The organism is Neobacillus notoginsengisoli (assembly GCF_003515685.1).
Lineage (GTDB): Bacteria > Bacillota > Bacilli > Bacillales > Cytobacillaceae > Bacillus_D > Bacillus_D notoginsengisoli.
This window is the reverse complement of sequence record NZ_QWEG01000001.1, coordinates 497,981-517,765: the sequence shown is the minus strand read 5'-3', so window position 1 is coordinate 517,765 and position 19,785 is coordinate 497,981. Positions and strand designations below refer to the sequence as shown.

15 protein-coding genes are annotated in these 19,785 nt (G+C 43.9%); 5 read left to right on the top strand and 10 right to left on the bottom strand.

Annotated elements, in window-relative coordinates:
* Positions 1-135: 135 nt before the first annotated feature.
* The 4 genes from D1B31_RS02620 to D1B31_RS02605 all read right to left on the bottom strand — a co-directional run bounded on the left by D1B31_RS02620 (position 136) and on the right by D1B31_RS02605 (position 4,805).
* A complete protein-coding gene (locus tag D1B31_RS02620; protein ID WP_118919171.1) occupies positions 136-1,485 on the bottom strand; it encodes a glucoamylase family protein in 1,350 nt (449 codons plus the stop codon).
* 210 nt (positions 1,486-1,695) lie between these two features.
* Positions 1,696-2,553 (bottom strand): carbohydrate ABC transporter permease, encoded by an 858-nt coding sequence (locus tag D1B31_RS02615; RefSeq protein WP_118919170.1) that lies wholly within the window; start codon positions 2,551-2,553, stop codon positions 1,696-1,698.
* 14 nt (positions 2,554-2,567) lie between these two features.
* Positions 2,568-3,452 carry a carbohydrate ABC transporter permease gene (locus tag D1B31_RS02610; protein ID WP_118919169.1) on the bottom strand — a complete coding sequence of 295 codons (885 nt, stop codon included), beginning with the start codon at positions 3,450-3,452 and terminating at the stop codon, positions 2,568-2,570.
* Positions 3,453-3,539: 87 nt separating this feature from the next.
* Positions 3,540-4,805 carry a sugar ABC transporter substrate-binding protein gene (locus D1B31_RS02605; protein ID WP_420846053.1) on the bottom strand — a complete coding sequence of 422 codons (1,266 nt, stop codon included), beginning with the start codon at positions 4,803-4,805 and terminating at the stop codon, positions 3,540-3,542.
* 404 nt (positions 4,806-5,209) lie between these two features.
* On the opposite strand from D1B31_RS02605, the gene bglX reads away from it, so the two are divergent.
* From bglX to D1B31_RS25000, 5 genes are all read left to right on the top strand, one after another.
* Positions 5,210-7,375, top strand: coding sequence for a beta-glucosidase BglX (gene bglX, locus D1B31_RS02600; protein WP_118919168.1), 2,166 nt, complete (start codon positions 5,210-5,212; stop codon positions 7,373-7,375).
* A gap of 157 nt (positions 7,376-7,532) precedes the next feature.
* Complete coding sequence (locus tag D1B31_RS02595) at positions 7,533-10,877, top strand: GH36-type glycosyl hydrolase domain-containing protein (RefSeq protein ID WP_118919167.1); 3,345 nt, start codon at positions 7,533-7,535, stop codon at positions 10,875-10,877.
* A 52-nt stretch (positions 10,878-10,929) separates the two neighbouring features.
* A complete protein-coding gene (locus tag D1B31_RS02590; RefSeq protein WP_118919166.1) occupies positions 10,930-12,591 on the top strand; it encodes a glycoside hydrolase family 13 protein in 1,662 nt (553 codons plus the stop codon).
* A gap of 20 nt (positions 12,592-12,611) precedes the next feature.
* Complete coding sequence (locus tag D1B31_RS02585) at positions 12,612-13,580, top strand: LacI family DNA-binding transcriptional regulator (RefSeq protein ID WP_118919165.1); 969 nt, start codon at positions 12,612-12,614, stop codon at positions 13,578-13,580.
* 3 nt (positions 13,581-13,583) lie between these two features.
* The gene (locus D1B31_RS25000; RefSeq protein WP_275670688.1) at positions 13,584-13,712 is read left to right on the top strand and encodes a hypothetical protein; all 129 of its coding nucleotides are present in this window, start codon (positions 13,584-13,586) and stop codon (positions 13,710-13,712) included.
* 91 nt (positions 13,713-13,803) lie between these two features.
* On the opposite strand, the gene D1B31_RS02580 is transcribed toward D1B31_RS25000, so the two are convergent.
* From D1B31_RS02580 to D1B31_RS02555, 6 genes are all read right to left on the bottom strand, one after another.
* On the bottom strand, positions 13,804-14,598 hold the full coding sequence (locus D1B31_RS02580; protein WP_118919164.1) for an ABC transporter permease subunit: 795 nt from the start codon (positions 14,596-14,598) through the stop codon (positions 13,804-13,806).
* 40 nt (positions 14,599-14,638) lie between these two features.
* Positions 14,639-15,430, bottom strand: a complete 792-nt coding sequence (locus tag D1B31_RS02575) for an ABC transporter permease subunit (RefSeq protein ID WP_118919163.1) — start codon at positions 15,428-15,430, stop codon at positions 14,639-14,641.
* A gap of 5 nt (positions 15,431-15,435) precedes the next feature.
* On the bottom strand, positions 15,436-16,320 hold the full coding sequence (locus tag D1B31_RS02570) for an ABC transporter ATP-binding protein (protein ID WP_118919162.1): 885 nt from the start codon (positions 16,318-16,320) through the stop codon (positions 15,436-15,438).
* 20 nt (positions 16,321-16,340) lie between these two features.
* Positions 16,341-16,952, bottom strand: a complete 612-nt coding sequence (locus D1B31_RS02565; RefSeq protein WP_118919161.1) for a TetR/AcrR family transcriptional regulator — start codon at positions 16,950-16,952, stop codon at positions 16,341-16,343.
* Between the two features lie 467 nt (positions 16,953-17,419).
* Complete coding sequence (locus D1B31_RS02560) at positions 17,420-18,124, bottom strand: ABC transporter ATP-binding protein (protein WP_118919160.1); 705 nt, start codon at positions 18,122-18,124, stop codon at positions 17,420-17,422.
* Complete coding sequence (locus D1B31_RS02555; RefSeq protein ID WP_420846052.1) at positions 18,124-19,764, bottom strand: ABC transporter permease; 1,641 nt, start codon at positions 19,762-19,764, stop codon at positions 18,124-18,126. Before D1B31_RS02555 ends, D1B31_RS02560 begins: the two co-directional genes overlap by 1 nt.
* Between the last annotated feature and the right edge of the window lie 21 nt (positions 19,765-19,785).

Here is a 19,785-nt window from a genome sequence, read left to right as displayed (position 1 = left end):
AGGGAGTGGCTGGCAATTACGTTAATATAGTACCAAAGCCACCCCTTAAAGTAACAAGGGGTGGTTTCCTTTTTCAATATATAAATCCTCGACAAAATACGGGTGGTACCTGCAATTACATTTAGTTTTCTCTTTCTATCGAATCGAAAACTCTTCTTTCCTTAACAATTCTTCAGGATTGCGTCCGATTTCACTGCTGTGGAAGTAGTCGCGGATTAGCCCGTCAAACAAGTAGTTTGCAATCGATCCCATAATCATGCCTTGATCCAGCGCCAAGTAAGCTTTCGCAATATCACCGCTTATCACATTAACTGAATCATAAAAGCCGTATTTCCCGTAGGTGCCTAACCGCTTAAGTGCTTTGATATTTTCATAGGCTTCCTTTGGTGCATACTCGAGTGCAAGGAAGGTTGCATGAGACGTGACAGTTCCGTCATCCTTATAACCGGAAGTACCCGCAGGTGTCGCGGCAAATTCACTATAGCCATCCGGAGTAGCTGACGGAGAGAAGCCCCAGGCCGGATATCCCTTTTCCTTCGCATAGGCGATTTGGATTTGAACATGGCGCTGGTTATTTAGGCCAAGTGCCTTCGTGCCAAGCTCTTTTTCCTTCAAAACTAAACCTGGCATCAGCCCTTCAAACATACTGCCTCCCCAGCTCGGCACAAATTTTATGCCTTTGTATTGATAGTGTCCTTCAAAAACCGGGACTCCATCATATTCGACAGTCGTTCCTGTAGGGATTTGTGCCTGCCAATCCCATTCTGGTGGAAGCGTACGGAACATTTTCCACCAGTGATCTGACGGGACATCTCCTTTTCCAATTGCGATATAGCTGGCAACGCGTGGTTCTGTATAGAGCATACCATAATGGTGGCCGGTTAATTCCCCGCGGTCAACGTAGTAACCCCCCCGGAATTGGCCGACTTCCGGGTCGTATAATGGCTCATAATTCATTGCGTTCGCAAGTTTACCGGCTTGGCCCTCCAGTTCATCATAGGCCTCACTGACAACAATCAAGCCAGCAGATAGCCAGCCATTATCAACTTGGGAAATGAATTGTCCCCAATCGGTTTTTAATGTGCCGTCAGTGTAATACCAGTTGTAATAAAGCCCATTCCATTTTTCAAGTTTTTCAAGTGTATTCAATGTCGTTTGAATTCTTGATACCGCTTCTTTCTTCGATATAATGCCCATTTTGTCCGCTGTGACAGTGCTAATCAAGTACATCCCGATATTCGTCGGAGATGTATGTTTCGCTTCTGCCACTTTTCCATTTCCCAAACGGACCTCATCATAAGTCAATCCTGTCTTAGGGTCAGTAAAGTCTTCAAAATAGCGGTATGTCTTCTTTGCAATCGACTTTAATTGGTTATCCAAGGCAGCATTTCCAGCTGGGCCTTTCCCCATGACTGGAGACGTAACGATTAAGCTTGATAATAAACAAAAGATTGCAGCCAAGATAAAGGATTTTCTTTTAAGCATGTGAATCTCCTTTCAAAAATTGATAATCGAAACGTTTCAATAAAATCATAGCATCGCTCTATGTAAGCGTAAACATTTATGCTTCTATTCCGAAAAAATAATGCTTTAGTAACATTAATGCTAGGTTAAAAGAAGGAAGATGCTTTTTACTGCACAAAAAAACGAGGACTTTCTTCCCTCGTTTTTAATGACTTCGACATGTGAAAGTTCTTACTTCATCCCCGAAATCGTGTATCCATCTATGATATATTTCTGGAAGAAAATAAAGATAATAATGATTGGAACAACCATAAAGGTAGATCCAGCCATTTGCAGGGCAAAATTCGACGCATACTGGCCTTTCAGCAAGGACAGTCCCACGGATAAGGTGTAGAGGCTTTCATCGTTGGCAATGATCAACGGCCAGAGGAAGCTGTTCCAGCCAGCAATGAAGGTTAAGATCCCCTGGACAGCAAGGATGGCTTTTGACATTGGCAGAACAATTTGTAAAAAGACTCTAAATTCGCTTGCCCCATCAAGACGTGCTGCTTCTAATAATTCGTCTGGTATTGTCAACATGAATTGCCTGAACAAAAAGATTCCAAATGCACTGACAAGTGACGGCAAAACAATACCGGCCATTGTATTTGTTAACTGCATTTCATTCAGAATGAGGTAAACAGGAATCATTGTGACCTGGCCGGGAATCATCATTGTAGCCAGAACCAGATAAAATAGCTTATCTCTTCCCTTAAATTGATATTTCGCAAATGCGAAGCCTGCCATTGCGTTTAAGAACAACCCAAAAAACGACCACAGTACGATGATGATCGTATTTTTCAAATAAACGGCAAAGTTCATATTGAAGAATAAGTTTTGGAAATTTTCAAGTGTGAACTCTTTTGGAAAAAGGGTTGGTGTAAGCTGCATGACCTCACTCTCTGATTTGAATGAAGATAAAATCATCCAAATAAACGGAACCGAGACCAACAGCCCGCCTACAGCAAGAATAATCCCCACAATCCATTGCTTGGCGCGGTCTTTTTTAACGGGAGACATGTATTGTTTCTGATATACACTCGTTTTCATCTGTATCACCTCGCTCAATAATCGGCTTGCTTATTCAATCTGAATTGGATCAATGTCACGACAATAATCGCAATGAACAGGACAAATGAACCAGCTGCCGCATAGCCGAAATTACTGAATTCAAAACCATTTTTATAGATAAATAAAGCTACAGAAGTCGTGCTATCAAGCGGCCCACCATCGGTCATGACAAACGGTTCCTCGAAAAATTGCAGCCATCCGATCATTGTTGTAATGGAAACGAAGAAAATCGCATAGCGCAATAAAGGAATTGTAATTTTGGTCAGCTGTTTCCAGCCGTCTGCACCATCAAGTTGTGCCGCTTCATAATACGATTTAGGAATACCTTGCAAGGCTGCCAAGAAGATAATCATATTGAGGCCAATCGCGCGCCACAGTGCTAAAGCGATTAATGAAACCTTTGCCATGGTGGGATCTTGAAGCCATGGAACGTCCGGTAATCCGAGCAAGTTCAGTACATAATTAAACAGGCCTAAATGCGGGTTATACAAGTAGCTCCATACAACTGCGACCGCAACAACATTCGTAATTGAAGGCATGTAAAAAATGACGCGAAATGCTTTAAAAATACGTGCTTTCCCAAAATTGATCAAAAGGGCGATCCCCAATGAGCAAACGATAACCAATGGAACACCGAATACAACGTAAAACAGAGTATTAAAAATCGATTTTTTAAAGACTGGATCAGTCATAATTTCCTGATAATTACTTAGTCCAACAAAGCTGATTTTAGACCAGTCAGCCAAACCTGTCAGGTCCATATCTGTAAAACTGATAATAAGCGCAACGAAGATTGGCAAAATAGAAAAGGTAAGTAATAGGAGCAATGTTGGCGCAATGAAGAGATATGGAGTTTTTTGAAATGCGTTTCTGTTCATAATCGTCCCTTCCTTCGCAGGCCTAAAATAGGTGGAGAATATAGTTAACTAGCAGGCAATGCCTGCTAGTTAACTACATTAATTGGGTTATTTATTTAAAATGTCTTCCGCTTTTTTGTTAAACTCGTCCATTTCTTTTTGAACGTCGGCACCACTGCGGTAAACCTTTTCAAAGCTGCTCAGGAATGTCTGGGCAATTCTCTCAAACGGTTTAATGACCGGCATTGGCTGGGCATTTTCAAGCTGCTCGCCAAATACTTTGTAATATTCATTTTCCTGGAGCGATTTATCTTCCCAAGCTTCCTTATTCGCAGGCAAAGAATTTGTTATTTCAAGCCATTTAACCTGCGTTTCCGGCTTGCTCATATAGGATAAGAATTTTAATGCCGCTTCTTCATTTTTGGTGTGTTCAAAAACAGAAAGGTTTGACCCGCCCAATGTTGAAGTGTTGTTTTCTTTTGCAGGAAGGACTGCCGTACCCCATTTACCTTCCAGGTCTGGCGTCTGGTCGTTAATGATTTTGACCATCCATGGACCGCTAATGAACATTGGCAGCATGCCTTCTTTGAAGGCTGGAATAATATCAATACCCAAGTCGATAGGAGCAGAGCCATCCTTAAAGAATCCATTCAAATATTCAACAGCTTCTACGAACTCTTTTTCATTGAACAACGTCTTATTTCCATCGATTAATTTAGAACCATTCTGGCGCGCGAACATAAATGCAAGGCTTTGTTCATTTGTATCAATGCTGATTCCATATTGGTCCTTGCCGCGTGCCGCCAGCTTTTTGGCAGCGTCACGAAGCTCATCCCATGTTTTCGGCGCTTCTTTGTATCCCACTTCTTCTAAAAGATCCTTGCGGTAGTACAGGACACGGGTATCAACATACCAAGGCACACCTGCAATGATATTTTCGTATTTTGTTGTTTCGACTGAACCTTCATAAAAATTCTCGGTAGCCAGCTCAGGGTATTTTTCGAGATATGGCGTTAAATCTTTCAGGGCGCCGGCATCAGCAAATTCCGGAATCCACGTTGTCCCCATTTGGATGACATCAGGCCCCTTTTTAGAAGCAACTGCTGTTAATAGTTTGTCATGGGCTTTATCCCATGGAATCGCCTGAACTTTTACTTTGATGTTTTCATTTTCTTTTTCAAATTGTTCTGCGATTTTTGGGAGGGACTTTGCTTCTTCACCCATTCCCCAGACGTTGATCGTTGTTGTTTCTTCTTTTTTGTTTGAAGCGGAATCTGACGAGCATCCTGCAAGTACTCCTGATAGGGCAAGGACTCCTGTCAAAATCGCTGCAGCCGCTTTTTTGCTTACAACACTCTTCATTTTTAGGTTCATTTTGTTTTCCTCCGATATTGTGTGTTAGTCGGATTGCATTTGTTCTTTTGCCTATTGGATTAAAATCGGTAATAGGTTAAACAATTTAAAGAAAATAATAACTATCTACCTCTAATAGTTTAGTAGAGTGATTACCTCCTTTTAGCGAAACGTTTCGATAATTGGATTATAGGCTAATCGGAAAGCGTTTTCAAGTAAAGTTATTTTTTATTATACAGAAATTAAACTATTGTTTATCTTAAAAAGGGCAAAACAGGGAATAGAATGATTGATTTCAAGTGAAATATACAAGGAATATACATGGAAACGCCGCCCCATTCAATTGACTCGATTTAAGAAAGCGCTTATAATCCAAACATATAAGCAATCGAAACGTTTCTACGAAAAGCGGATGGAGGTTTATAATGACCAATCAAAAGCTAGAATCATTACTCAATCAAATGACATTAGACGAAAAAATTGCCCAGCTGCTTCAATTGGCAACGCCATTTTTTGAAGGATCCGACAATGAAGGCCAAATTACCGGTCCACTTGCCGGACTAAAGATCTCGGATGAAGTGATCGCGAACACGGGCTCCGTGCTGGGTGCTTCAGGCGCGAAAGAAATTAACAACATTCAAAAAGCCCATTTAAGGAAGAACCGTCTCGGTATCCCTCTATTATTTATGGCTGATGTGATTCATGGCTATAAAACTATTTTTCCGGTGCCATTGGCCATTGGCTGTTCGTGGGATTTGAAATTGGCAGAAAAAAGCGCTGAAATTGCCGCTAAGGAGGCAGCTGTTTCAGGGGTACATGTAACATTCGCCCCTATGGTTGATTTAGCTCGCGACCCGCGCTGGGGCAGGGTGATGGAATCAACCGGAGAAGACCCTTATTTAAACAGCCAGTTTGCCAAAGCCTTTGTTCGCGGTTTCCAAGGCAATGACTTGCAAAATGACGTAAATCGTGTTGCAGCATGTGTGAAGCATTTCGCCGCATACGGTGCCCCGGAAGGCGGACGGGATTATAATACTGTCGATATGTCCGAAAGGCAGCTTCGAGAGTATTATTTGCCTGCCTACAAAGCAGCCCTTGATGAAGGCTGTGAAATGGTGATGACTGCATTCAACACTGTAGATGGTATACCCGCTACAGGGAATAAAAAACTTTTGCGCGATCTGCTTCGGGATGAATGGAAATTCGATGGCGTCCTGATTTCAGACTGGGGTGCGGTGAAAGAAATGATCCCCCATGGAGTCGCTGAGGATGAAGCAGAAGCGGCTGAAAAAGCCATCCTGGCAGGCGTCGATATCGAGATGATGACCGCATGCTACCCAAACAATTTGAAGCAACTAATAGAAAGCGGAAAAGTCGATGAAGCCTTGATTGACGAAGCCGTCCTAAGAATTCTTAGATTGAAAGATAAATTGGGGCTTTTCGGAAATCCGTTCCGCGGCGCTGATGAACAGCAGGAAAAAGAGCTTGTCATGAGTTCCGGCCACCGCCAGGCAGCCCGTGAGCTTGCGGCAAAATCTTCTGTTCTATTAAAAAATAATCGCGTCCTTCCGCTTCCGAAGGATAAAAAGATCGCTGTAGTCGGTCCGTTCGCCCAAAATGATGATATTCTCGGGCCATGGTCATGGCTTGGCTCCAAAGAAGAAGCCATTCAATTGTACGAAGGCGTTCAAAATAAAGTCGCCTCCTCCCTTCTTGTTACGGCAAAAGGATGCGATATTGGGACAGGTACCGAGGATCAGTTAAATGAAGCATTGAAAGCAGCAAGAGAGGCTGATTTCATTATTCTTGCTCTTGGCGAGGATTCTGAAATGAGCGGTGAAGCAGGCAGCCGGGCGGATATCCGCCTGCCAGAAGTCCAACTTCAATTAGTGAAGAAAATGAAACAGCTTGGAAAACCAATCGTTGCAGTAGTGTTTAACGGCCGCCCGCTTGATTTGCATGGAGTTGTTGAGGATGTGGATGCTGTATTGGAGGCCTGGTATCCGGGGACTGAAGGCGGAAACGCCATTGCTGACATATTGTTTGGCGATGTGAACCCTTCCGGAAAGTTGGCAATGTCCTTTCCGTATTCTGTTGGGCAAATACCTGTCTATTATAACTCCTTTAATACCGGCCGCCCTAAAGATGCACCGGATGCCCAGGAACGTTATGTTTCCCAGTACTTGGATATCCCGAATGAACCGCTTTTTCCATTTGGTTTCGGCTTAAGCTTCACTACCTTTGCTTATAGCGAACCACAACTGTCTGCCGGCCACTTGACGCCGGAACAGCCTTTAACGATTACAACCGAAGTGCAAAATACCGGGAAACTGGCTGGCGAGGAAATCGTCCAGCTCTATATCCGAGACCTATCTGGTGAAGTTGTCCGTCCAGTAAAAGAATTGAAAGGGTTCAAGAAAGTATTTTTGCAGCCTGGCGAGAAAGTTGAAGTTTTGTTTACGATTACCGAAGAACAGCTGCGCTACCACCATTCCAACTTGGAATTTACAAGTGACAATGGCAAATTCCATGCCTTTGTAGGCCCCGATAGCCAAGACGGTAAAGCAATTCCATTTGAACTTATAAAGTGAATCTTCCATCAGTAGGGTGCCTTTCCCTACTGATGGTTAGATGAACTAATCGGACCTTTACGGGCAGTTGATCCCCACCTAACTTCTCGTAAATTCAGGCTCTTGAGGTGGGGATCTTACTGCCCGTTAAGAGTGGGGCAAATAATTCCATGAAGGGATGAAACCAATGAACAAATCGACGTTTTCGATTGAATCTGGTGATCTGACATTCACCTTTTTAACCAGTGGCGACGTTTATAAGATAGAAAATAAAAAAACTTTAATCAATCAATGGCTTTCCAACCCAATCGATGGTTCGCTGAACAATCTATTTTTGCGCATTCATACGGAATCCGGGATTGTAGCCTATCCGCTGCTCGGTGTAAAATCAGGCAGCAAGGTTTCTCATACCGAAAAACAAGTCGTTTGGGAAGGCAAAGCAGGTTCGGTAGACTATCAAGTTACGTTTACCCTTAGCAATCAACAAATCTGGTTCTGGACGGTTACAGCCGAAGGAAACGGCCATGAAATTGATATCATTTATGGCCAGGACCTTGGGCTTGCGGATAAGGGAGCGGTAAGGACAAACGAAGCGTATATGTCACAATACATCGACCAGACCACCCATTATGATGAAGAATATGGATATGTTGTTTGTTCCCGGCAAAACCAGCCGCAAAACAGCGGGTTCCCGTATCTACAGCAAGGCTCACTGACAAAAGCAGTCAGCTTTTCAACAGATGGATTCCAATTTTTCGGCCTATCCTATAAAGAAACGAATCAACCGGAAATCCTGACAAAGGACAATCTTGCCAACGAAATCTATCAATATGAATTTGCCTACACAGCCCTACAATCAGAACGGGTCAAGCTTTCAGGCAAGTCTGAGTTTGTCTATTATGGACTTTTTAAGGAAAACCATCAGGATGCGGTCACTTCTTTAGAATTCCAGGAGGAACTTTTGCAGGCATGGGAGCAAGTTCAAAAGGAAACTGCGGCTTCTTTGAAGACAGAAAAAACGGTAGCCCTCTCCCCCGCCTTTAAGGAACCTCTAAAAACCGTTTCAATGACGAAGGAAGAAATCGAAAATCTGTTTCCTCATCGCCACCAGGAAGAATGGGATGGGGATAGTCTGCTTTCCTTCTTTACGGATACACATGAACATATCGTTCTAAAAGAAAAGGAACTGCTAACTGAACGGCCGCATGGGCATATTTTGATGTCCGGCAACCCTGTCGACAACATTGAAAATATCCTGACAACATCTGCTTATATGTACGGAATTTTCAATTCCCAACTGACGGTAGGCAATACTTCCTTTAATAAAATGCTGACGAATGCAAGGAACCACCTGAACGTCATGAAAACATCCGGTCAAAGAATCTATGTTGAAATCAATGGTGCTTTGAAATTATTGACCATGCCTTCCATGTTTGAAATGGGCTTCAATTATGCCCGCTGGTATTACAAGACCGAGGACGACATGTTTATTGTGACGGTATTTACGAGGACTGATTCACCGGAACTCCAAATGCAATTCCGGGCAGCCACCGACAATGCCTATCGAGTACTTGTAACAAACCAGGTTACGATGAATAACAACGAATATGCCGCCCCCTTCCACTTCGAAAGGAACGGCAATACGATCCGCTTTTATGCTGATGAAAAAGCTGATTCAGCGCAAACTTTCCCTAACTTAAGCTATCGTCTTCAAGTGGAAGGTTCAGATTTTTCATTGGCTGATGAAAGGATTTTCGGGGAAAATATTGAACCTTTAACAGCATCCCTTGTTGTGCTGGACATGAAGTCTGCGAGTAATTGGTCATTGGGTGTCCAAGGGCTCCTGAATGGCGAAGAATTTCCATTCAGCGAACGCGGCGCAGAGGAAGAAATCGCCCGTTACCGTGACTTTTTTAAGACTGCGATGAACGGGTTCAAGTTGGGGATAAACGGGTCAAACAGTCAGGGACTGGATAAAATGAATGCCCTAGCCTGGTGGTATACACACAATATGCTTGTACACTATTCTGTTCCCCACGGCCTTGAACAATACGGCGGTGCAGCATGGGGAACCCGGGATGTGTGCCAGGGGCCATCAGAATACTTTATTGCCACACAAAAATTCGAAGCTGTCCGGAACATTTTAAAAACTGTCTATTCCCACCAATATAAAAATGATGGGAATTGGCCGCAATGGTTTATGTTCGACAAGTACTATAAAATCCAGCAAGAAGAAAGCCACGGGGATATTATCGTCTGGCCGCTTAAGGCCCTAACCGAGTACTTGCGTGCATCACAGGACTTCTCGATTTTAGAAGTTGAGGTCCCCTACACCCGACGGGGCAGTTTTGAGTTTACGGAAGAAACAGCCCCCATTCTCGACCATGTGAGAAAGCAGATTTCCTATATTAAGGACCATTTTTTGCATGATACACATTTATCCTCTTATGGGGATGGAGACTGGGACGATACTCTTCAGCCCGCCAATGCACAGCTGAAGCAGTACATGGCAAGCAGTTGGACTGTCGCCCTCACGTATCAAACCTTGAACGAGTTTTCCAAACTCATGAAAACGGTCAATGAAAAGGAAGCAGGCGAATGTTCGGAACTGGCTTCAGCCATTAAAGCCGATTTCAACCGTTATATACTGTCATCTGAGGTGATTCCAGGGTTTGTATATATGGAAGAACCAGGCAATATCGAGTTTATGGTTCATCCGAGCGATACCAAAACAGGCATCCAGTACAGGCTTTTGCCAATGACCCGCAGCATGATTGCTGAACTTCTGACTCCTGAGCAGGCAGATAAACATTACCAGATTATTAAAGAATGGCTGTACCATCCAGATGGGGTCCGCCTGATGGACCGCCCGGCCAATTATGCAGGCGGTGTGAGCACTCATTTTAAGCGCGCGGAACAAGCCGCCAACTTTGGGCGTGAAATCGGCTTGCATTATATTCATGCCCATATTCGGTTTGTTGAAGCAATGGCAAAACTGGGCAAAGCTGATGAGGCATGGAAAGGTCTGCAAACAATTAATCCGATCAAAATCCAGGACGTTGTCCCGAATGCTGAACGACGCCAGAGCAATGCGTATTTCAGCAGTTCTGATGGAAAATTCAAAACCCGCTATGAAGCCAAAGAACGATTTGACGAGCTTCGTGATGGCTCCGTCGCCGTGAAAGGTGGCTGGAGAATTTATTCAAGCGGCCCAGGGATTTATATGAACCAATTAATCTCAAACTGCTTGGGAATTCGCCTTGATGGCAACGACTTAATTGTTGACCCTGTCCTTCCTTCCGATCTTGACGGGCTTGAGTTTACATTTAACATAAAAGACCAGCCAGTAACGTTCATTTACCATCTTGACGGGAACGAAAATCGATCTGTACAAATTAACGGTCACAATGTAAAAACAGAAGCAGTCGAAAACCAATACCGCCATGGCGGTTTCCGGATTAGCGACACAGAACTTGAAAAACATCTTGGTCAAGCAGGAAATAAAATAGATATTTTCATCTAATCCAGAATCAGCGGTCCGTTTTGGATCGCTGATTTTTTAAAGGAGCAGGAGTATGGATCTGGAATGGTGGCATAAAAGCGTTATCTATCACCTATACCCCCGCAGTTTTCAGGACACAAACGGCGACGGCATCGGCGATCTAAAAGGCATCATTTCAAGACTTGATTATATTCAGAAACTTGGAACAGACCTTATTTGGCTATGCCCTGTTTATGCTTCCCCAAATGACGACAATGGCTACGATATTAGCGACTACTATTCCATCAATCCCGAATACGGAACGATGGCTGAGATGGAGGAGCTAATTGAAGAAACGTCAAGGCGAGGAATTGGGATCATGATGGACATTGTCGCCAATCATACTTCCGATGAACATCCATGGTTTATGGCTTCCAGACAAGACAAATCCAATCCGTACAGGGATTTCTATGTCTGGAGAGACGGGAAAGACGGCAGCGAGCCAAGTGACCTGTCATCGATATTTAGCGGCAGTGCCTGGGAATATGAAAAGCAAACCGGCCAGTATTATCTGCATCTTTTCAGCAAAAAGCAGCCTGACCTGAATTGGCATCATCTCCCCGTCCGCAAGGCTATGTATGATGTAATGCGGTTTTGGATCAAAAAAGGCATCAAAGGATTCCGATTTGATGTCATTGATCTGATTGCAAAGGATATTGACAAGGATATTGTTGCAAACGGTCCCCTTCTCCACGATTATTTACAGGAAATGCACAGAGAAGTACATGCAGGAACAAATGTCGTAACGGTGGGTGAAACCGGCAGTGCGGACCTCACCCAAGCAATTCTTTATACCTCACCAGAGCGCAAGGAGCTCAATATGGTGTTTTCCTTTGAACATATGGCGCTTGATGAAGTGCCTGGCAAACAAAAATGGGACTTGAAACCACTTGTCCTCAATGAGTTAAAAGCGGTTTTTTCTACCCAGCAGACCGAATTGGCAGAGAGAGGCTGGAACAGCTTATTTTGGAGTAACCATGACCAGCCAAGGATCGTCTCGCGCTGGGGGAATGACGATCAATACCGGTATGAAAGTGCAACGATGCTCGCTACCTTGCTCCATATGATGCGCGGCACCCCGTTTATTTACCAGGGAGAGGAAATTGGGATGACAAACGTCAAATTCCCGGATATCGACTCCTATCGGGATATTGAAACGCTTCGGGTGTACGAGGAACGTCTACGAAAAGGAGTTCCCCATGAGGAAGTCATGTCTTCCATTTATACCAAGGGTCGGGATAATGCGCGGACCCCGATGCAGTGGAACAATTCAGACCAGGCAGGTTTTACAACAGGCACTCCTTGGTTGGATGTGAATCCAAACTATAATACTGTCAATGTTGAGGATGATTTGCACAGCTCCCGATCCATTTTCAACTATTATCAACGGTTGATTTCAATCCGGAAAATGAATGATATCGTAGTCTATGGGAAGTATGAATTGCTGGAGACAGAACAGGAAGTATTTGCTTATACAAGAAAGCTGGATAAGGAAACATGGTATGTAATATGCAATTTTACCGGCAGGACTGTCAGATGCAAGCTCTTGGAAGTTTTGCCTGAAGGAGAAGTGTTGATCCATAATTACGGCTTCCCTATTTTAAAAATGGAGCTTCGCCCTTATGAATCGTTCGTTTATATTGAAAGGAACATACCAATAAATTCAAACAGAAAGTATAATAAAGATAGGGTTTAGATGAGAGGCAGGAGAGATTCTTGGTCAGTATTAAGGATATTGCAAAAAAAGCAGGTGTGTCGATTTCAACTGTTTCCTACGCATTGAACGGAAACCCGAAGGTAACCGAGGACACATCAGCAAAAATCCTAGCAATTGCGAAAGAATTAAATTATGTCCCAAATGCAGCGGCACGCTCCTTGAAAACAAGGCAAACGAATATTATTGGCGTCTTCTTGACAAATTACGGCGGTGCTTTTTATGGGCAGCTGCTGCATGGGATGCAAGAGGCGCTCGCAAGCAAAGGATATGAGCTGATTGTTTGCAGCGGAAAACATACACACCGGTTTTTGCCTGAAAGGCTGATTGATGGAGCGATTGTATTGGACATAGCGTTTTCCAGTGAAGAAATTTTGAAACATGCGGATACAGGTCATAAAATCGTTGTGATGGACAGAGAACTGGACCATCCAAACATTAATCAGGTCCTGCTCCACAATAGATCCGGGGCCACCCTAGCCATGGACCATTTAATCGAAAAAGGCCACCGCAAAATATATACAGTAACCGGACCACAGCGGTCATACGATGCCATGCAGCGCCTTGAAGCTGTCCGGCAGGCCGTCGAACGTTATAATGATATTGAGTACAGTGAAATACCCGGAAATTTCAACAAGCCAGCCGGAGAAAAAGCGGCCGAACAAATTGTCAAAGAATACACCCGTCCCGTTGGCGTCTTTTGCGCCAATGATGAAATGGCAATCGGGATGTACAATTACCTGTCCAAAACAAACTTCCGTGTCGGTGAGCATATTCATATTATTGGCTTTGATAACATCGAGCTGTCCCAATATATCAAGCCACGCTTGGCAACAATCGACTTTTCTGAGAGAAAGTGGGGCGCTGTGGCCGCTGAACAGGTGTTAAAATTAATCGCAAATCAGCCCGTGGAAAACGAACGGATCTATACAACATTCATTCCCGGAGACTCTGTAAGGGAGGTTCGCTAGGCTATGAAAAAAGAAAGTAGTGCGGCCGGGATATGCCGCTCATTTTTGGAATTAATCAGCGAAAAAACAAGAAGTAAACAAGTGAAAAAAGCAGTCAATTATGAAATCGCACTGCTTCTTTCATTTTTTTAAGTGTATAAGTGGATACACCTTTATATCTTATTGTCCTTCTCCAACGAACTTGCTAATTTCCGATAAAATCCGAGTGGGTCCAAGAGCCTTTCTAGTTCAAGTCCCGCCCTTGGTAGTTAATGAAAGTCGCCGCAACCATTACCGCAATAATGGCGCCTGATAACAGAAGAAAAACCCCGTTGAAGCCACCACCGAAGAGCAGCTCTTTCGCTTCGAAATATTTAAATGGAGTCAAATATTTCAACGGGTCCATCTTTTCGTTCATGTCGATGACGACCGACAAAATAAACGTGGCCACCATAATGGCCGAGGCAGTCGCCCCCGCTTTTTCCGCCTTCTTTTGCAAAGCCCCGACCGCTGCGCCAATGGCCAGAAAAACGAGTTGTAAAAGGAACATGCCCATCATCAAGGTGGCGATATTCCCACTAACATTGGGTCCGGCATCATATCTTGAAACTATCAAGACCGATGAAACGTATGCCGTGATATTGATAATGGCGGCCTGGACCAAGGCGGCGAGGAGCTTGCTCGAAACTACTATTCTTCTAGATATAGGTTTCGAAAACAAAAATTCGGCCGTTTTGTCACGTTCTTCTTTTGCAATGATCGTCGCCCCCAGCATGACAGCGTGGACCGCGGCCATGATCGCCACATACAGGTACAGAAGGCCGTAATACCCAATGACGGTTGACAGGTCAAGCCCGCCAACGCCAAAAAAGGACTGAAGCCCTTTAGGCAGGCCCTCCATTAATTCATTGATCGATTGCCCGGAACCGGACATCGCGCCATACTTCCCCATTCCCGAAACGATCATAAAGATGACACCGAGGCACCAGAATATGAGCGATTTGCGGTGGGCTTTCAATTCCCTGAAAAAGATGTTCATAACGAAACCTCCATTCGTCAAAATTCAAGTGTGCCATCAGCTAGCTGACATCTTTCTTTGCAAAGATCACGAAGCTTGCCGCAGTGGCCGAAATTACAATTCCGATACTGATGCCAAGGAATCGCCAATCATAGCTTGAGTTTTTCACAATTTCGGCTGGATCAAAGTATTTAAACGGCGAAACATACTTGAGCGCATTATCGTCCGTGACTGCGGCGAACATGCCAATGATAAAAAAGGCAAACACCGTTCCAAGGGAGACGGATAAAACCGACTTGATCTTTGGCGCGACTGAGGAAATCACCGTCCCCAATGCCAGAAAAATCAACTGAAGAAAAAACATCGTCAGAGAAATCATCAGAAACAGCTTTAAACTGAAACTTTCGGTGGCCACCATGGAAGCGATGACGGCTGCCCCCGTCATGAAGACCATATTGGTCAAAATCAATGAGGTTAGGGCCGCTAAAAGCTTGGCAGTGATAACCTCCGTACGGGTAACGGGCTTTGTCAACAGAAAATCAGCCGTTTTGTTCCGGCTCTCTTTCGAAATAATCGAAACGCCAAGATGCATCGCTTGAATTGCTCCGCACAAGGTCACGTAAAGAAAAACATAAGAATAAAAACCGAGCAGTGTCGTGATGGTCTCCAAGGAGAGGCCTAAGGATTTTTTGACCGCATCTGGAAAACCTTCCAGCACTAGTTTAAACTCTGCTGCCTCCCTCGAAAATGCGGGAAACATCGACAGGAACAGGAGGACCAGGCCAATCATGCTGCACGTCCATAGAATCGTTGATTTCCGATAGGTCTTCAGCTCGTGCAAATACATATTCATGGTGGTTACTCCTCCTTTTCGTAGTAATGCATGAAGATTTCCTCAAGATCGGGCTCCGTCACCCACAGATTCACAATTTCGACTTCGGCAATTCTCTTCATGATCTCGTTTAGGTTGCCCCGGTATAAAAAACTGACAGTTGTACCCGCCGCGTCCAAATCATTGACTCCTTCAAGCTGGAAAAAGCTCATCTCCACCGGCACGGCTGTTTCAATTTTGAACTTTTTATAAGTGTTTTCTTTCAACGTACTGATTTTTTCAACCTGAACGACTTTTCCCTCTTTAATAATCGCCACCCGGTCGCACAACCGCTGAACTTCGCTTAAAATATGCGACGAAAACAAAATCGTCACACCTTTTTTATTCTCTTCCCGCAGCAGCTCGAAAAACTTCTGCTGCATCAGCGGATCGAGGCCGCTTGTCGGTTCATCAAGGATGATCAGCTTCGGTTCATGCAAAAGCCCCTGGATAATCCCGACTTTCTTTTTGTTTCCGAGAGACAGATCATCGATTTTTTTATGCAAATCAAGATCAAGCAGCTCAGCTAGTTCCTTGATTCTTTTCCGGCAGTCTTTCTTATAAAAACTGGCTGAGTAGTTAAGCAAATCAATCACTTTCATATTGTCGTAATAAAAAACTTCCGCAGGCAAATAGCCAATCTCTTTTTTAATTTCAGGCGCATGTTTTACACAGTCTTTGCCAAATATCTTCGCACTTCCACTCGTCGGATAAATCAGTGACAGCAGGGTGCGGATCGTTGTTGATTTACCTGCTCCGTTCGGCCCTATAAACCCAAAAATCTCGCCTTTCTCCACATGAAAACTGATCTCGGTGATACCTCTCGCTTTTCCGTAATTCTTCGTCAACTTGTTGATTTCGATGACATTCATTTTACCCGCCCTCTCTCCGGTCACTTATAGAAAGACTTTCTAAGCAATTCCAAATATCCGTCCATTTTCGCCAAAATTTCATCGTAATTGATTTCATCCAGCGACAAAAATTTGATTTTTTCCTGAACTTCATTCGAAAAACCTTGGAGTGTCCAGACAATGATATTGATCGCTTTCGGAATATCCAAATCCTCCTTGAATGAGGACAGGTCAATGTTCTCAAGAATTTTGACATAGCTTCTTTCAATCAGTTCCTTATTACGGAGCGTAATTTCCGGGGATTCCTCCCGGACGGCCGCCAGCAAAAAATTGAACATATCAGGATGCTTATAAATCAACTCCAGTTTCAGCAAAACAATCTGGCGCATTTTGGTGAAAATATCATTTTCCATTGAATCCATTTTTTCGAAAAATTCTTTTTCAAAAATATCGAGTGTATAGTCATATAGGTAAAGATACAATTGTTTCTTATTCTTGAAATAGTGGAAAAGAAGCCCTTTTGAAATGCCTGCCTTCTTGACGATTTCATTCGTCGATGCATTATAGTAGCCCTTCTGTACGAACTCATCCAAAGCGGCGTTTAAAATACGGTCCCGCTTCTCTGTTTCCAGACTCAGAAACTTCGAAAACACAAGTGTGCCCTCCCCTCTTACTTATCCTTGACTGGTGTGGTCAATTTCAGCGTATTCTTTTTGACCAGCGTGGTCAACACATTCTTTTCGACAAACCTTCTATATAAAAGAAACTAAACTTTTTAACGTTGTCGTTGATTTGCGCTGCAGGCACTTCGCTTTCCGCGGGGCGTCAGTGGAGCCTCCTCGGCGCTTTGGCGCCTGTGGGGTCTCCACCTTGCCGCTTCATCCCGCAGGACAAACAGCATCCTCGAATAATCTTTGCACGAAGGAAATGCGTTAGCATTTTCGAGGAGTCTACGTGCCTTCCACTCCAATCAACTATGTACAATTCTTTAGTTCGACCTATATTAACAGATTAAAATTAACCGAAATAAAAAACAGGCCGCCGGAAATTCGGCAGCCTGTCTAACAACGAGGGAAGTGAGTGGCACATCCTTTGTTAGTTCTATTTGTTGTATATGCGGTTAATGATTCACTAACGACAGCACCGGCCGCTGTTTCTCCACCCGGCCTACAGAAGTCTTCACTTTTCCATTGTCGATATAGACAATCCGGTCTGCCATGGCAATGGCATCTTCCTTGTCATGCGTGACGAAAATAGATGTAATGCCAGTCTTTTTAATAATCTCCCTGAGCTCGCCCCGAATTTTTTCCTGCAAGGCGGCATCAAGGTTGCTGAATGGCTCATCCAGGATCAATAAAGAAGGTTCGGGAGCGAGCGCCCTTGCAAGTGCTACCCGCTGCTGCTGACCACCGCTTAGCTCGTGTGGAAAGCGGTTGGCGAAATCAGTCAAATTGACCAGCTTCAGCATTTCTTCCAGGCGTTCACGCTTATCTTGCCTGCTTTTCTTTTTCAAGCCGAACTGAATGTTTTTTGCGACAGTCATATGCGGGAAAAGAGCATAATCTTGAAAGACAAAACCAATTCCCCTTTTTTCAGGAGGGATGAAACAGGAGCGATTGCAAACTGTTTCGCCACAAATGTTAATTGTACCGTTTTGCGGACATTCAAGCCCCGCGATCAACCTTAGAATCGTACTCTTTCCACTTCCGCTTTCCCCGAGAATTGAAACAATTTCGCCTCTCTCAATATCGAGGCAAAAGTCTTTGATGACAGCTTCTTTTGCATTTTTATATTTATACTGTAGATCTTTAATTTGAATAAACATTAGCTGCTCTCCCTTTCTGCGAGTTTATGGAAAAAGAATATAAAGATTCCGCTTAATAGGATGATCAATAATGAGGCCAATGACGCTTCCTGCACTCTTTCATCATTTGCATATTTAAAGGCCTGAGTGGCCAAGGTTGAGAAATTGAACGGCTGTAAAAATAAAGTCAATGGCAGCTCTTTCAGAATATCGACAAAGACGAGAATAAAACCGCTGAAAACAGCTCCTCTTACCATTGGCAGGTCAACCTTGAAAAACGTTTTTAACGTGGACACGCCCATCATCCGGGATGCTTCCGTGAAGCTATTGCCGACCTTTTCAAACCCTGTTTCAATCGAGTTATAGCCAATCGCCAAAAACCGGATGATATAAGCGGAGATCAGCATCACCAAAGTCGTCCGCCAGATAACCGTTGGTTCCATGTTGATTTTTGCCAAAAGTTCTTTATTTGTCGTATCCAACCATAGAAAAATCATAATGAACGCAATCGCGATCGCCGCTCCCGGGATGGAATAGCCAAGCGTTGTCACTCTTGAGAATATTTTTGCCGTCAGCCCTTGGTGCAGCCTCGTATAGTTTGAAATCACAAGTGCTATAATCACAATAATGATGGCTGCGATGGCAGCTACATAAATAGAATTATAGGCAAGAAGCAAGAAATCGAAGTTCAGCACTTTCTCATATGTCATGAGCGCCCATCTTACGAGCTGCAGGAATGGAATGATAAACGCTATGGAAAAAATCCCGAAGGCGTAGGCGCATACCAGGCCTGCTTTTATGCCCTTCAGTTTTTTAGGCTGGATCGGGCGAACTTTCGTAGTGGAGAAACTATACCGCTTTCTTCCCCGCAGCACTTTTTCAAGAACCAAGACAATGATGACCAACAGCATGAGCGAACCGGCTAGTTTAAGCGCGGAATCGAGGTCTTTCATCCCATACCATGTCCGGAAAATCGCAGTACTGAATGTCTGAATTCCGAAGTAGCTGACAACGCCGAAATCATTGAGTACTTCCAGGATGACAAGCGTCACACTCCCCACAATCGATGCTTTGGCAATCGGCAAAGCCACCCGGAAAAATATCGCTAAAGGGCTTCCGCCAAGGAGTCTGGCATTCTCGATCATAGATGAAGACTGATTTTGAAAGAAGCTTTTTGTTATCGTGTATACGTAAGGGAACAGGCACATCGTAAAGATGAACACAGCCCCCTGGATGTTCATGATATTGAAGTATTTTTGATTAACCGTGATGTCTAATGAATTCCTGAGTGTCGTTTGAATGACCCCTGTGTAGTTAACAATCCCGTGATAAGTATATGCAGCGATATACGGCGGGATGGCCAGTGGCAAAATTAATGCCCACTTCAGGAATTTCTTTAATGGAAAGTCATACATGGCAACTAACCAGGCAAGGCTCGTTCCGATCGCTGTCGTCGCAATGGCGGTGAAAAACATGATGACCACCGTATTTCGGATATAATCTTTTAACAAGTAGTCCTTAATATGCTGCCAGTTTTCATTCGGCTCAGTGAAGAGCTGGGCGCCAATGATGAAATTCGGTATCAGGATGGCAATGATGAGGACCAGGCTGAGCAGGGACCAAATATTAAGTTGTTGTTTTAAAAGCCGCCGCAGACTCAACACTGACACTTCCTTTAAGCT

Excerpts from the sequence above, each read along its gene's own strand:
- D1B31_RS25000 (WP_275670688.1), top strand. The coding sequence starts at position 13,584 with ATGAAAAAAGAAAGTAGTGCGGCCGGGATATGCCGCTCATTTTTGGAA.
- D1B31_RS02570 (WP_118919162.1), bottom strand. The coding sequence starts at position 16,320 with ATGAATGTCATCGAAATCAACAAGTTGACGAAGAATTACGGAAAAGCG.
- D1B31_RS02620 (WP_118919171.1), bottom strand. The coding sequence starts at position 1,485 with ATGCTTAAAAGAAAATCCTTTATCTTGGCTGCAATCTTTTGTTTATTA.
- D1B31_RS02575 (WP_118919163.1), bottom strand. The coding sequence starts at position 15,430 with ATGAATATGTATTTGCACGAGCTGAAGACCTATCGGAAATCAACGATT.
- D1B31_RS02595 (WP_118919167.1), top strand. The coding sequence starts at position 7,533 with ATGAAACCAATGAACAAATCGACGTTTTCGATTGAATCTGGTGATCTG.
- D1B31_RS02610 (WP_118919169.1), bottom strand. The coding sequence starts at position 3,452 with ATGAACAGAAACGCATTTCAAAAAACTCCATATCTCTTCATTGCGCCA.
- D1B31_RS02560 (WP_118919160.1), bottom strand. The coding sequence starts at position 18,124 with ATGTTTATTCAAATTAAAGATCTACAGTATAAATATAAAAATGCAAAA.
- bglX (WP_118919168.1), top strand. The coding sequence starts at position 5,210 with ATGACCAATCAAAAGCTAGAATCATTACTCAATCAAATGACATTAGAC.
- D1B31_RS02605 (WP_420846053.1), bottom strand. The coding sequence starts at position 4,805 with ATGAACCTAAAAATGAAGAGTGTTGTAAGCAAAAAAGCGGCTGCAGCG.
- D1B31_RS02580 (WP_118919164.1), bottom strand. The coding sequence starts at position 14,598 with ATGAACATCTTTTTCAGGGAATTGAAAGCCCACCGCAAATCGCTCATA.
- D1B31_RS02590 (WP_118919166.1), top strand. The coding sequence starts at position 10,930 with ATGGATCTGGAATGGTGGCATAAAAGCGTTATCTATCACCTATACCCC.
- D1B31_RS02615 (WP_118919170.1), bottom strand. The coding sequence starts at position 2,553 with ATGAAAACGAGTGTATATCAGAAACAATACATGTCTCCCGTTAAAAAA.